Below are 12,243 nucleotides of genomic sequence, written 5' to 3' on the forward strand. Positions count from 1 at the left end.
AAATGATCAATGTTGATTAAACACGCATTGGCATCACAACATAAGTTTGATCAGGATGAGCAGGATCTTGCACAAGCACCGATTGATTGGCTTCGGTCATGCTCATTCTTACATCATCCCCATCAAGAACACTCAATACATCCAAAATATATTGGGCATTAAAGGACATCTCTAAAGGCGCATCTTGATACTGGATAGCCAAATCTTCAACAGCTTCATCTTGTTCTGGGTTATTAGCGCGTAACTGTAATGAATCTTGATTGAAGTTTAAGAAAACCCCTCTCAGTTTTTCATTACTCAAAATCGCCACACGCTGTAAGGATTGTTTGAAAACATCATGTGCGATGAGAACATGCTTATCGCCACCTCTTGGAATCACACGACGATAGTCTGGGAACTTACCATCAATCAGCTTCGTGGTAAAACGTACTGTGATATCGCTCTGCTCTTTGTCTCGGCTCGGCGTGTTGATGGTCACATTTAATAATTCACGACCAATCAACAGGGTCAACTGTTCATCTTCAATACTCAGCAAACGTTGTAATTCACCAACGGCCTTACGTGGCACAATTGCTTGCATTGGAGCAGAGGCGGTCGAAGAAGCTAAAACTTCACACAATGCCAAACGGTGCCCATCTGTTGTTACAGTTCGCAATTGATTCTGATCAATTTCTAGCAAAGTACCTGTGAGATAAAAACGTACATCCTGAACCGCCATAGCAAACGCTGTTTTTTCAAATAAGCGTTTTAACTCACGTTGGGTCACTTGAACTTGTGTCCCCTGATTATTTTCAGTAGTGAGCAAAGGATAATCTTCAGCAGGCAAGGTGCCCAAAACGAAACGACTATTACCTGATTTTAAAATACAGCGCTGATCTTCCGTAATTTGTAGATCAACCAAGGCAGCTGTAGGTAGAGATTTACAAATTTCGACCAATTTACGCGCAGGAACGGTGGTTTCACCCGGCTCCAAACACGCACCTTCGGCTAAATTTGTGCTTGCCACTAACTCAACTTCCAAATCAGAACCTGTAATGGTTAACGCATGCGGTGTAGTTTGAATTTTGACATTCGAAAGAATATTCAATGTATGACGACGTTCTACAGCCCCCACCACATGAGATAAAACATTGACTAAACTTTCTTTAGCGATTTTCAAACGCACGGTTTATTCCTCTTACAACGGAAGCTGATTACGAATATTAGCAGTGTACTATGCTGCACTTAAAAATAGTTTGCAACTAGGAAAATAGAGTCAGTTGCAATAATGCTCAAAACTAGCTTTGCAACAAACGTAGTAAATTTTTATAGTCTTCATTAAAAATTGGATCTTCTTCTCGCAAACTGACAACTTTTTCACAGGCATGCATTACAGTACTGTGGTCACGACCACCAAAAGCCATACCGATTTCAGGAAAACTATCCCCTGTCAATTCACGTGCCAACCCCATTGCCAACTGACGAGGTCGAGCATAAATACGCGTACGCTTCGGTCCAATCAATTCTTTTAATGGAATACGGAAATATTCACTTACTACACGCTGAATATTTTCCACACTAATGGTTCGCGCACGAATCGCCAAGACATCTTTCAACGATTCTCGTACCACATCTAAATCGATTGCTGTCCCTTTAAAACGCGAGATCGCTACGACTTTATTCAGTGCACCTTCAAGCTCTCGTACATTGGCAACCACTTGTTGGGCAATAAATAAAGCACAATTTCGAGGTAAATCTACACCACTATTTTCAGCTTTTTTTAACAAAATCTCGATACGAGTTTCGATGTCTGGTGGTTCAACTCCCACTGACAATCCCCAAGAAAAACGGGAAACTAAACGCGGGTCTAGTTCAGTCAACTCTTTTGGATAACGGTCTGAAGTCAAAATGATTTGCTTTGATTCATCCAGTAAAGCATTGAAGGTGTAAAAGAACTCAACCAAGCTCGCTTCTTTACCTGCTAATAAATGAATATCATCAACCAATAATAAATCTAAAGAACGGCAATTCTTTTTAAACTCTTCAACTTTTCCTTTTTGCAATGAACTAACAAAGTCCTGCACAAAACTTTCAGAAGTCATATACATCACACGAGCGTTGGGTTTAGCTTGTAGTAAAGCATTACCTACAGCTTGCATAAGATGCGTTTTACCAAGACCTGTCGGTCCATATAAAAATAATGGATTATGTTGTGAAGCTCCCAACTGGGTTAAAACCTTACGGCAGGTTTCTGCTGCCATTTGGTTAGAGCGACCTTCAACAAATAGTGAAAAAGTAAATAATGGATTGAGTTGTCTTTTCTTTGGAATCTTGTTGGCATTTTGGCTCGGCTGTACCAAATCAGCCTCTTTCTTTATTTTTGTCGGAATTGGAATACTTGTATTCAATGCAGCAGTTGTGGTCGCAGGTTGTTCACTACTCGCTAGAATAGTACCAGGGCGCGAATCAACCAAAATCTCGACTTGGCGTACTCGACCTTCCGACAATTGCTCAGCCAAAATAGAAATCAACTCAAGATGATTATCTTGGATATAACGCGTCCAATAGGGGTTAGGTGCGTATAACCGCATCACATCATCAACTTCTTCCGCAACCAAAGGACGAATCCACATCGCAAAGACGTTATCAGATAGCTCTTGTCGCAAGCGAGTTAAGCAGTCTGTCCAGAGCATGTGCATCCCCTATTTATCCATTTTTAAATTTAAAAAACAAAAAAACCACCACCCTTGCATTCCGAAGGGGTCGCCATTCTAACCAAGTTATCCACATCTGTCAGGAAAATTTCAGATACTTTCGATGAAAAAGAAAGCATTCGTGAATTAAATTTAAATTCAAAGCACTTGTGAATAACTTTTAGCACATCCTGTGGATAGTTTTAACCACTAAGTTATCCACAATCTATAAAATCAATAAAAACAGAGTTACCCACAAGGTAACCATATGTTTAATGATGAAAATATGTGGTTCTCCACAGAAAATATCCACCCTAATAGTAATAAATTTAAATTTTAAAATTTGAATTTATTTATAAATCGAACCGAAGTGTGGATAACTGAGCATATCGAAATTTAAATTCAAAATCCAAAGAATAAATTTAAAACATTTGCTTTATTGTGGGTAAGTCTATGGATAGGCTGTGAATATATATTATTGTTGATATAATTTAAATAGATAGCTTGTGTATGTTTTTTGTTTTCAAGAATAGAGAAGAAAGTGCACGACCAAAATATGAAAGAAAAAGTACAAGATAAAATGTAAAGTTTTTGATTTTTGATTGACAGCGTAAACATTGCACAATAAAATCGCGGACCTTTATAGAAAGATCATTTTGGGAGTTTCGATATGAAACGTACTTTCCAACCATCTGAATTAAAGCGTAAACGCGTTCATGGTTTCCGTGCTCGTATGGCAACTAAAGCTGGTCGTCAGGTTTTAGCTCGTCGTCGTGCGAAAGGTCGTCATAGCTTAACTGTTTAATACTGTTAAGCTGACCAGATTTGGGTGATGACACTTTACAGTTTTGGCACTGAATTTCGTATTCGTTGTGCTGCAGATTACAAAAGTGTATTTGATGGTGCGCTTTTTAAAGTGCATCAGCCCCATTTCCTTTTTTTAGCAAAATTAACCGAACAGCCAAATAGCCGTTTGGGTATTGTCGTTGCTAAAAAAAAGGTGCGTCGTGCACATGAACGAAATCGGGTAAAACGTCTTGCTCGTGAGAGCTTTCGTTTACATCAAGCACAATTTAATGCTGATATCGATATTGTGGTAATGCCTAAAGTAGGTATAGACACAATTTCAAATCAAGAATTACATCAACAATTAGATTTTGCTTGGCAAAAATTACAACGTTTAGCAAAAAAGCATTCTAAAGTCGCTACCACCGCCCTCCAAAATTAGAGATCTCCAATGGTACGTATCCTGCATTGGTTGATAAGATGCTACCAAATCGCAATAAGTCCATTATTGGGGCCACGTTGCCGCTATATTCCAACTTGTTCTCAATATGCTATAGAAGCTTTACAAACGCATGGGGCAGTTAAAGGAGTTTGGCTGTCAACTAAACGCGTTTGTCGTTGTCATCCTTGGGGAGGGTCGGGTTATGACCCAGTGCCGCCTAAAGCAGTTCGTTTTATTTCGTTTCATCAAATAGATTCTCAAATGCATCACGTTGCTGTACCCTTTCGTGATCGTTTATGTAAGCAAAATTTCTCTAATCATTTGGGATATTAGTTATGCAACAATGGGCCAGATTTGCAATTCTTGGAGCCATGTTTGTTACCGCATATTTGCTTATTTTGGCTTGGCAAAAAGATTATGGTCATGCTGCACCAGCTCCGCAACAACAAGCGGCAGTGGTCAGTGCACATGATGTGTCTGCAGATTTGCCAAATGCTCAAAATGCAACAGCGGCTTCAGACTTGCCACAAGCAAATGTGACTGCATCACAACAAGCCACAGAAACTACCTCTGTGAATCAGCAACTGATTTCAGTACAAACCGATCTCTATCATCTTTGGATCAATCCAAAAGGTGGTGACATTGTTCGTATTGAGTTATTGAGCCATGATCAAAGCAAAAATGGTGATCAACCATTTGTCATGCTGGAAAATGATGCGAACCGTACTTACGTCGCTCAATCAGGCTTAATTGGATTAAATGGACCAGATAGCAGCCGAAATGGTCGTCCAATGTATGATGTTGAAAAAACAGCATATACAATGGAAGATGCCAAAAAAGTGGCGACGACAGATGGTGCAAGCAGTCAAGTTTTGACTGTTCCATTGGTCTTTAAAACACCTGAAGGCGTTGAAGTGATTAAAACTTTCACTTTCACTCAAGGTGAATATCCAATTACCGTTAAACACCAAGTCGTTAACCGCAGTCAGCAAAACTGGCAAGGTCAAATGTTTGGTCAGTTAAAACGTGATAACTCAGATGATCCAGGTAAATCTGACCAAGGTATCTTTACCTTAGGGACCTTCTTGGGTGGCGCATGGGGTACACCTGATGCACATTACAATAAACTCAAGTTTTCAAACTTCTCTGATGAGAAGTTAAATCTTGATGCGAAAAATGCTTGGGTTGCGATGGTTCAGCACTATTTCGTGAGTGCATGGATTCCAGGTAATTTAAAACTGACGCAAGCGGATGGTCAGCCATATACTGCTAAATTAGAATCACGTCAGTCTGCGGACAAGATGAATATTATTGGCTTTACTTCTCCGACCATTAATGTGCCTGCAGGTACATCGATGGAAGTTGATGCAAAGTTCTATTCAGGTCCAAAGATCCAGTCTGAGCTGAAAGATTTAGCTGTAGGTTTAAATCAAACCGTAGATTATGGTTGGTTATGGCCGATTGCAAAACTATTGTTCCTTGGCTTGCAATTTTTCCATAACATCGTGGGGAACTGGGGTTGGTCAATTATTCTTTTGACGATCTTAGTGAAGCTGATTTTGTGGCCACTTTCATCGAAAAGCTATCGTTCGATGGCAAAAATGCGTGTCATTGCACCTGAAATGCAACGCATGAAAGAAGAGTTTGGCGATGACCGTATGCGTTTCTCTCAAGAAATGATGGCATTGTATAAGCGTGAACAAGTAAATCCATTATCGGGTTGTTTGCCGTTGTTACTGCAAATGCCAATTTTCCTTGCCCTGTATTGGGTACTCATGGAAAGTGTGGAATTACGTCATGCACCTTGGTTGCTATGGATTCAAGATTTATCGGCGATGGATCCTTGGTTTATTTTGCCGCTACTCATGGGGGTTACCATGTATGTGCAGCAAATGCTCAATCCACAACCGACTGATCCAATGCAGGCAAAGGTTTTCCGTTTGATGCCAATCATCTTTACGGTATTTATGTTGTTCTTCCCAGCAGGTTTAGTCCTTTACTGGATCGTCAACAACGCCATTACGATTCTGCAACAGTCATTTATCAATAAGAGTGTAGAAAAAGATCGTCTCAACAAGATTGAGTCAGCGTCTTAATTCTCCAACTTTTACTGAATAAATCCGCTTAAGATGGTAATCTTAAGCGGATTTTTATTTGGCTGAATTTTAGGGTTGTGAAGTGAAAAATATGCAACATCAAACCACAATTGCTGCGATTGCTACACCGTTGGGTCGTGGAGGTGTGGGAGTCATTCGTCTCTCTGGACCGAAGGCTTATATGATTGCCGAACAACTCACACAAAAACAAATACCTACTGCAAGAATGGCGGCTTTTCGCCAGTTTTATGATGTAGATAATTCAGTGATGGATGAAGGCATTATCTTATGTTTTCCAAATCCCCACTCGTTCACGGGCGAGGATGTAGTGGAAATCCAAGGACATGGTGGTCCAGTCATTCAAAATGCATTGTTGGCGCGCTTGCTTGATTTAGGTGCGACAGCTGCAAAGGCGGGTGAATTTTCCATGCGTGCCTTTGAAAATGGCAAAATGGATTTGGTTCAAGCAGAAGCGATTGCAGATTTGATTGATGCAACCTCACAGGCAGCAGCACGTTCAGCGGTACGTTCTTTACAAGGTGCTTTTTCAACTAAAATTAATACTGTTTTAGAAAAATTGATTCACTTGCGTTTGCATGTGGAAGCCGCGATTGATTTTCCAGAAGAAGAAATTGATTTTTTAGCGGATGGTAAAATTCTAGCGTTATTGGATGATGTACAAGATTCTGTCAAAGCGGTACAACAATCGGCGCGTCAAGGTCAATTGTTACGTGAAGGTTTGCAAGTCGTGATCGCAGGTAAACCGAATGCTGGAAAATCGAGCTTATTAAACGCATTGGCTGGACATGAGCGTGCCATTGTGACCGATATTGCGGGTACCACACGTGATGTTTTACACGAAAAAATCAGTTTGAATGGCCTGCCGATTACCTTAACGGATACGGCTGGTTTACGCGAAACAGGTGATGTTGTTGAACGCGAGGGTATTCGCCGAGCGATCAAAGAGATTGAGCAAGCGGATTTGTTACTGTTGGTATATGACTTAAATCAAGGTGATGAACCGTTGCAATTGGCACATGAATATTTTGCAGATCATCTTGAGCCGAAACGGTTATTGTTGATCGGAAATAAATGCGATTTAACGGGTCAACCAGCAGAAATGACGGATTATCAAGGTTTCCGCCACATTCGGGTTTCAGCAAAACAGGATATGGGGGTTCAGGCGCTCATAGATGCGATTACAGCGCATGCAGGCTTCCAGCCCGAAGAAGATACCTTTATTGCCCGTACGCGTCATCTAGACGCAATGAAGCGCACTCAGCGCTATTTGGCAGAGGCTCGTGAGCAGCTTGTGGTGTTTAATGCGGGTGAGCTTGTTGCAGAGTCTTTACGTTTGGCACAAAACGCCCTCGGTGAAATCACTGGTGATTTTAGTGCGGATGATCTGCTCGGAAAAATCTTTGGTTCGTTCTGTATTGGGAAATGATTCCAATTAGAAAAGTGTTCCACGTGAAACATCTCGGGTATTGGTGTGATTTTGGTTGTGACTCAGTAAGTCGAGCTGTATAGCCTTGTGAGACGGATTACAATAGCGGCTGATTTTTGATTCGAGTGTCAGTCATGTTAAAAAAAATTGGGATATTCTCATTATTGAGCTGTGTTTCTATGATGAGTTTAGCCAATGTGGAAACCTTAAAAAGTAATCTAAATAAAAACTATCCCGATATCCAAGTGACCAATATTCAAGCCACTGAAATGACGGGTTTATATAGTGCAAATCTAGATAATCAAATCATCTACCTCGATGAAAATGCCGAGCATATGTTTATCGGTTCAATGGTGCGTTTAAAAGACCAAAAAAATCTCACAAAAGATTTAGTACTTAAGCAAAATTCAATTGATTGGCAACAACTCCCTTTACAAGATGCAATTAAAACGGTCAAAGGTAATGGTAAACGTCAGCTCGCTATTTTTTCAGATCCAAACTGTCCGTACTGTAAGCAATTAGAAGCAGAACTCGATAAGCTCAATGATGTAACGATTTATACCTTTATCTATGCCTTAAAACCGCAATCTATCGCTGTTTCTAAGCAAGTTTGGTGCGATGCAAATCCATCCTATACATGGAAAAATTTACTGCAAAAAAATGTTCAACCTAAAGCAAAAAACTGTGCCAATCCAATTGATCGAAACCTAGCTTTAGGACGTAAATTAGGCGTGAATGGTACACCGACTTTGATTTTTTCAAATGGCTTAAAGATGGTGGGGGGACGTAGTGCTGAAGATATTCAAATGATTTGGAAGGAATTGGGACTATAAATATAAACCTCCCAATTCATAACAATCATGAATTGGGAGTGATTTCTATGCCTCTAGCTCTTCTTGGTAACGAGGTTGTAGATGAATAAAATAATCACAGCACCGACCACAGATGCAATAAATCCAGCCGCTGAATTTTCACCATATAAGCCGAGTAATCGGCCGCCATAGGTTGCCAATAAAGAACCCGAAATACCGAGTAAAGTGGTAACAATAAAGCCAGCTTTGTCATCACCTGGATGAAGCGCTCGTGCAATTAAACCCGCAAAGAAACCAACGACAATTGCTACAATTAGAGACCACATTGTTATTTCTCCTTGTTTTAACAATAGTATTTGTAGTTATCCTGCTTGATGAGGAGAGCTTTTGTCTGTAGCGGATTGCTTATTTATGTCGTATTTTTGTGCAGTGTTGAGATATTTTTAATTAGGATTTAATAAATAAAAAAGCGACGAAATCGTCGCTGAACAGGTGCTTGAGCTACTTTTGCATGGGCAGTTCAAGCACCAATGATACAGATTGTTTTATTAATCAAAGACCAATTTCACCGATAAATGGAAGATGACGATATTTTTGATCAAAATCGAGACCATAACCCACAATAAATCGATCTTCGACTTCAAAACCTAAGAATTTTACGTCTAAATCAATCTCACGGCGTGAAGGTTTGCTGACTAAGGTACATAGCTCGATTGAGTTAGGATTACGGGTTTGCAGAATTTCCATAACTTTACTTAATGTCCGTCCTGAATCAATAATATCTTCAACAACGAGAACATCTTTACCACGGATTTGACCATCAAGATCTTTTAAAATTTTGACATCACGTGAAGAAACGGTTGTACCGTTTACATAGCTTGAAACAGTCATAAAATCGAGTTCATGCGGTTTTTCAATCGCACGGCATAAATCTGCCATAAAGATAACTGAGCCACGCAGTAAACCAATCAATACCAGTTCTTTATCACTTTGAGCATAGTGTGCATTGATTTTTTCACCTAGCTCTTTCACTTTGGCTTGGATCTCTTCACTGGAAATCATTACGCGCATCGCAACAGTCATCGATAGATTCCTAAAACTTTAAAAATGGGAAAATAAAAAAGGTGTTGACCTGCAACACCTCGAAATCTTGAGTTAATGTGAGAATTTTAAAACAAAATGAGTTTTCATGCATCTTTTGATGATGAAGAATATGTATCATTTTGCCGTGAAGCACTGTCTCGCTTCAACAAAACTGCGCAGCTCATGGCAAAGATGATCAATCCAATCCTACGCTTATTAAATACTCTAGTTGGCGCTATAGGCTTTTTGTCCATAGATATAGGTTGCCTCGATATTACGGTCATCGCCCATAGTAAACAGCGCAAATAAGCTGTCATCAATTGATTTAGAGCGTGACTGACGTAGTTGTTGTAAAGCCGTTGCTTGCAGATTCAGCACGACAAAATCAGCTTCTTTACCGATATTGAAATTGCCGAGCTTATCATCGAGATCAAGTGCTTTTGCACCACCTAAGGTTGCATGATACAGCGACTCAAAAGCAGAGAGTTTATCACCTTGTAACTGCTGCACTTTATAGGCTTCATTGACGGTTTGTAATAAGCTAAATGAAGTCCCTGCCCCAATATCTGTACCCAAACCAACTTTGACTTGTTGTTCCCATGTTTTCTTTAGTGGAAATAAGCCGCTACCTAAGAACAGGTTAGACGTTGGGCAAAAGGCAATTGCAGAGTTAGTCTCATGCATGCATTTCCATTCTGCATCTTCTAAATGTACGCAATGCGCGAATACCGAACGCTGACCTGTTAAGCCATAGTGATGATAGACATCGAGATAGCCCTTTTGCGCTGGGAATAAATCTTTGACCCATGCAATCTCATCTTTATTTTCACTTAAATGAGTATGTACATAGACATCAGGATATTCTGCTTTGAGTTGCCCTGCTTTTTCTAGCTGTTCTGGTGTAGAGGTTGGTGCAAATCGAGGTGTAATGGCGTATAAAGCGCGACCTTGGCCATGCCACTTTTCGATCAGGGCCTTAGAATCATCGTAGGCGCTCTCTGCAGTGTCGCACAGTGCTTCAGGTGCATGACGATCCATCATGACTTTACCTGCGATTAAACGCATTTGGTATTGTTCTGCGGCTTCAAATAAAGCATTCACAGATTCAGGATGAACAGTACAAAACACCAGTGCCGTAGTGGTTCCATTTTTAAGTAACTCTTGCACAAAGAATTTTGCAATTTCTTCGGCATAGGCTTGGTCTTTGAACTGGATTTCAGTTGGGAACGTATAGGTATTGAGCCAACTGAGTAATTGTTCACCGTAGGCACCGACCATTTCTGTTTGTGGGAAGTGGATGTGGGTGTCAATCATCCCAGGAATGATCAATTGATCTGGATAATGTTGAATCTCAACATCTGTAGGTAGGTGATCTTGAGCCGCATCCCAAGTGCCAAACCAACGAATTTTGCCTTGTTCAGTGATCAGAATACCATCTTCGATATATCGCACTTGGTCTGCGATTTCAGTCGCTTGGGAAACAGTTTTTTGAATATCTAAGAAGCGACCACGAATAACCGTGATCGAAGTAGCCAACGTCATAACAACCTACAGTTTTACTTTTTTCGGTTGATTGTACCTGATTTTGTCCAAGTTACTGGAATATTCGCCTAAATTAAGCCACTAAAAAGTGTATAAATGTGAGTAAATTTTTTGAGTCAATGAATTAAGTTTATCTTTGGTGAGAATGTATATATTCTTAGCAAAAAGAAGTACTGTTTGAGAGCAGTATATTGATAAGTCAAAATTAAAAAATTTACTAAATAATATTTTTTATAAGTTTTGTATTGTTGATGAAGGTTGCGAGAGTGATCTCGTTTAAACTAGATTTGCAGTATTTGAAATTTTAGAAATTGAGATAAAATTTATGAAAAAAATAGGATTAATTATTTTGTTGGCAATCACTATTTCAGCATGTGATTCTAACAATAAAACTTATCAAAGTACTTTTAAGCATACTCTAGAATGCCAAGATCAATTAAAAGACATTACGAAGGGAGACTTTAAACTAGATGATATTCCAAAGAAGAATTTGACCTTTGATATACAGCCGAGAGATAACAATATTGAAATAATTCAAATTAATTTTGTCCCAAAAGAGCAAAATGAAAGTAGATCAGCGGGTCGAATCAAAGTGAACAAAGCTGATAAAGAGATGTTCAATTCAACTTTTGACGATATAAACCTAATCCCAATCAAACTGGGTTTACATCAAATGTTTGTTGCCGAGTGTTTTTAAAAAGGTAGTTAGTCTTGTCAAAAGTTCTTCTTGCTATAACGCATGGTTTTAAAGCATTTAAAAATAGTTCTACCCTCCTTGAGGAAATGAAACAGCAAATTGAGACCATGTGGATATTATTTGAGTATAGAAATGATCAAGGAGAGCGAAGACAAAGCTTTGCACTGATTGAAGTAATTATTGATGATATAAGTGTCCCTAAAAATGAAACTTTTTTAACTTACCATTCAAATGATTTTTTATCAGAGGAACTTGTTGCATTTAATGATGATACTGATCAGGTTCTTTATTATCAGATTATTGAAAATGAACAATTTGACGTGAGAGAACTAGAGCTTTTTAGATGGAACAATCATAATGAAGAGCTTGATGGAAAGCTCCTATATTTTCGTGTTCCTATTACTAGAATGAATGATCAGTACAATGAAGTTTTTTTAGGATGGGCTGATTTTGAAAATGATCCTCCATGTTTAGAAATGTATACTGCTAGAGGTACGAAGTTGGTTGATGTGAATGATTATCCTGAAAGAGAAGATTTTTATTTTGCTTTTGTTCCTTTCTTGGAGGCGGAGTGATTAGCTATAGAGTTTTAATATTGAAATTTAGTCTTAAAAAAAGATACTCAGCTTAGTGAGTATCCTTCTGCTTAATTTGATATGCTATAGA

Annotated in this window: 13 protein-coding genes; 8 read left to right on the forward strand and 5 right to left on the reverse strand. The window is 39.2% G+C overall.

Going from position 1 to position 12,243, the window contains the following annotated elements; genetic code table 11:
* Positions 1-16: 16 nt before the first annotated feature.
* On the reverse strand, positions 17-1,165 hold the full coding sequence (dnaN, locus tag AAC851_RS09200; protein ID WP_340600790.1) for a DNA polymerase III subunit beta: 1,149 nt from the start codon (positions 1,163-1,165) through the stop codon (positions 17-19).
* A 112-nt stretch (positions 1,166-1,277) separates the two neighbouring features.
* On the reverse strand, positions 1,278-2,672 hold the full coding sequence (dnaA, locus tag AAC851_RS09205) for a chromosomal replication initiator protein DnaA (RefSeq protein ID WP_115736300.1): 1,395 nt from the start codon (positions 2,670-2,672) through the stop codon (positions 1,278-1,280).
* Positions 2,673-3,342: 670 nt separating this feature from the next.
* On the opposite strand from dnaA, the gene rpmH reads away from it, so the two are divergent.
* The 6 genes from rpmH to AAC851_RS09235 all read left to right on the forward strand — a co-directional run bounded on the left by rpmH (position 3,343) and on the right by AAC851_RS09235 (position 8,276).
* Complete coding sequence (rpmH, locus tag AAC851_RS09210; protein WP_000831329.1) at positions 3,343-3,477, forward strand: 50S ribosomal protein L34; 135 nt, start codon at positions 3,343-3,345, stop codon at positions 3,475-3,477.
* Between the two features lie 27 nt (positions 3,478-3,504).
* Positions 3,505-3,900, forward strand: coding sequence for a ribonuclease P protein component (gene rnpA, locus AAC851_RS09215; protein WP_004637316.1), 396 nt, complete (start codon positions 3,505-3,507; stop codon positions 3,898-3,900).
* A gap of 9 nt (positions 3,901-3,909) precedes the next feature.
* Positions 3,910-4,233 (forward strand): membrane protein insertion efficiency factor YidD, encoded by a 324-nt coding sequence (gene yidD / locus AAC851_RS09220; protein WP_005086077.1) that lies wholly within the window; start codon positions 3,910-3,912, stop codon positions 4,231-4,233.
* A 2-nt stretch (positions 4,234-4,235) separates the two neighbouring features.
* On the forward strand, positions 4,236-5,996 hold the full coding sequence (gene yidC / locus AAC851_RS09225) for a membrane protein insertase YidC (protein ID WP_005091949.1): 1,761 nt from the start codon (positions 4,236-4,238) through the stop codon (positions 5,994-5,996).
* 91 nt (positions 5,997-6,087) lie between these two features.
* The gene (gene mnmE, locus AAC851_RS09230; protein ID WP_340601042.1) at positions 6,088-7,443 is read left to right on the forward strand and encodes a tRNA uridine-5-carboxymethylaminomethyl(34) synthesis GTPase MnmE; all 1,356 of its coding nucleotides are present in this window, start codon (positions 6,088-6,090) and stop codon (positions 7,441-7,443) included.
* Positions 7,444-7,577: 134 nt separating this feature from the next.
* Positions 7,578-8,276: a DsbC family protein gene (locus tag AAC851_RS09235; protein ID WP_160132273.1), complete on the forward strand. Its 699-nt coding sequence runs from the start codon at positions 7,578-7,580 to the stop codon at positions 8,274-8,276.
* 53 nt (positions 8,277-8,329) lie between these two features.
* On the opposite strand, the gene AAC851_RS09240 is transcribed toward AAC851_RS09235, so the two are convergent.
* From AAC851_RS09240 to guaD, 3 genes are all read right to left on the reverse strand, one after another.
* The gene (locus AAC851_RS09240; RefSeq protein WP_004637321.1) at positions 8,330-8,581 is read right to left on the reverse strand and encodes a GlsB/YeaQ/YmgE family stress response membrane protein; all 252 of its coding nucleotides are present in this window, start codon (positions 8,579-8,581) and stop codon (positions 8,330-8,332) included.
* Positions 8,582-8,807: 226 nt separating this feature from the next.
* Positions 8,808-9,338, reverse strand: a complete 531-nt coding sequence (gene hpt / locus AAC851_RS09245) for a hypoxanthine phosphoribosyltransferase (protein ID WP_075316468.1) — start codon at positions 9,336-9,338, stop codon at positions 8,808-8,810.
* A 225-nt stretch (positions 9,339-9,563) separates the two neighbouring features.
* Positions 9,564-10,880, reverse strand: a complete 1,317-nt coding sequence (gene guaD, locus AAC851_RS09250) for a guanine deaminase (RefSeq protein ID WP_340600791.1) — start codon at positions 10,878-10,880, stop codon at positions 9,564-9,566.
* A 325-nt stretch (positions 10,881-11,205) separates the two neighbouring features.
* Between guaD and AAC851_RS09255 the strand changes: the two genes are divergently transcribed.
* A complete protein-coding gene (locus tag AAC851_RS09255) occupies positions 11,206-11,577 on the forward strand; it encodes a hypothetical protein (protein WP_340600792.1) in 372 nt (123 codons plus the stop codon).
* 14 nt (positions 11,578-11,591) lie between these two features.
* Positions 11,592-12,152 carry a hypothetical protein gene (locus tag AAC851_RS09260; RefSeq protein WP_340600793.1) on the forward strand — a complete coding sequence of 187 codons (561 nt, stop codon included), beginning with the start codon at positions 11,592-11,594 and terminating at the stop codon, positions 12,150-12,152.
* Positions 12,153-12,243: the final 91 nt, after the last annotated feature.

This window comes from Acinetobacter sp. HZNU-JH01 (genome assembly GCF_037996845.1).
In the GTDB taxonomy this organism is placed as follows: Bacteria; Pseudomonadota; Gammaproteobacteria; order Pseudomonadales; family Moraxellaceae; genus Acinetobacter; species Acinetobacter haemolyticus.

Bases quoted from the DNA above. Each gene is read 5' to 3' on its own strand.
- dnaA (WP_115736300.1), bottom strand. From the start codon at position 2,672: ATGCTCTGGACAGACTGCTTAACTCGCTTGCGACAAGAGCTATCTGAT.
- rpmH (WP_000831329.1), top strand. From the start codon at position 3,343: ATGAAACGTACTTTCCAACCATCTGAATTAAAGCGTAAACGCGTTCAT.
- rnpA (WP_004637316.1), top strand. From the start codon at position 3,505: ATGACACTTTACAGTTTTGGCACTGAATTTCGTATTCGTTGTGCTGCA.
- yidD (WP_005086077.1), top strand. From the start codon at position 3,910: ATGGTACGTATCCTGCATTGGTTGATAAGATGCTACCAAATCGCAATA.
- yidC (WP_005091949.1), top strand. From the start codon at position 4,236: ATGCAACAATGGGCCAGATTTGCAATTCTTGGAGCCATGTTTGTTACC.
- mnmE (WP_340601042.1), top strand. From the start codon at position 6,088: ATGCAACATCAAACCACAATTGCTGCGATTGCTACACCGTTGGGTCGT.
- AAC851_RS09235 (WP_160132273.1), top strand. From the start codon at position 7,578: ATGTTAAAAAAAATTGGGATATTCTCATTATTGAGCTGTGTTTCTATG.
- AAC851_RS09240 (WP_004637321.1), bottom strand. From the start codon at position 8,581: ATGTGGTCTCTAATTGTAGCAATTGTCGTTGGTTTCTTTGCGGGTTTA.
- hpt (WP_075316468.1), bottom strand. From the start codon at position 9,338: ATGACTGTTGCGATGCGCGTAATGATTTCCAGTGAAGAGATCCAAGCC.
- guaD (WP_340600791.1), bottom strand. From the start codon at position 10,880: ATGACGTTGGCTACTTCGATCACGGTTATTCGTGGTCGCTTCTTAGAT.
- AAC851_RS09255 (WP_340600792.1), top strand. From the start codon at position 11,206: ATGAAAAAAATAGGATTAATTATTTTGTTGGCAATCACTATTTCAGCA.